The 642-nt window shown below is 53.6% G+C and carries 1 protein-coding gene and 1 pseudogene; both read left to right on the top strand.

Annotated features, from left to right (window positions below; genetic code table 11):
- The first annotated feature begins 152 nt into the window (after positions 1-152).
- The gene (gene rplU, locus HT737_RS30630; RefSeq protein WP_003228361.1) at positions 153-464 is read left to right on the top strand and encodes a 50S ribosomal protein L21; all 312 of its coding nucleotides are present in this window, start codon (positions 153-155) and stop codon (positions 462-464) included.
- A gap of 35 nt (positions 465-499) precedes the next feature.
- Positions 500-642, top strand: a pseudogene (locus HT737_RS30625) (50S ribosomal protein L27); the annotation flags it as partial.

The raw sequence follows: 642 nt of genomic DNA, 5'->3' as shown, positions 1-642 counted from the left end.
CTCGATGCTTGCGTACAATCGCGCACCCTGAACTTCCTGGGCAGCACCTGCCTTACGCAATTGCACTTGGGCCGTTCCAGCCCCATGCAGCCATGCCAGCCAATACCTCTTCTTATAAAGAGCTGGGTGAGCAGGATTATCGGAGAAATACCATGTACGCAGTAATCGTTACCGGCGGTAAGCAATACAAGGTCGCTGAAGGTGAATACCTGAAGATCGAAAAACTGGAAGTCGCTACTGGCGAATCCGTGACTTTTGACCGCGTTCTGCTGGTCGCCAATGGCGACGACGTGAACATCGGCGCACCTGTTGTTGCTGGCGCAACCGTCAAGGCTGAAGTGATCTCCCAAGGTCGTCACGATAAAGTCCGCATCATCAAGTTCCGTCGCCGTAAGCACCACATGAAGCGTATGGGCCACCGCCAGTGGTTCACCGAGATCAAAATCACCGGTATTCAGGCTTAATTACAGCCTAATTCCTCACTAGGAGAATTGAACTCATGGCACACAAAAAAGCTGGTGGTAGTACCCGTAACGGTCGCGACTCAGAAGCCAAACGCCTTGGCGTGAAGATGTATGGCGGCCAGGTCATCAAGGCCGGCAACATCATCGTACGTCAGCGCGGCCACCCAATTCCACGCTG

Source organism: Pseudomonas sp. MD195_PC81_125, assembly GCF_014060985.1.
Lineage (GTDB): Bacteria > Pseudomonadota > Gammaproteobacteria > Pseudomonadales > Pseudomonadaceae > Aquipseudomonas > Aquipseudomonas parakoreensis.
This window is presented reverse-complemented; position numbering and strand designations above follow the sequence as displayed.

Coding starts and splice junctions, on each gene's coding strand:
- rplU (WP_003228361.1), top strand. CDS start 153: ATGTACGCAGTAATCGTTACCGGCGGTAAGCAATACAAGGTCGCTGAA.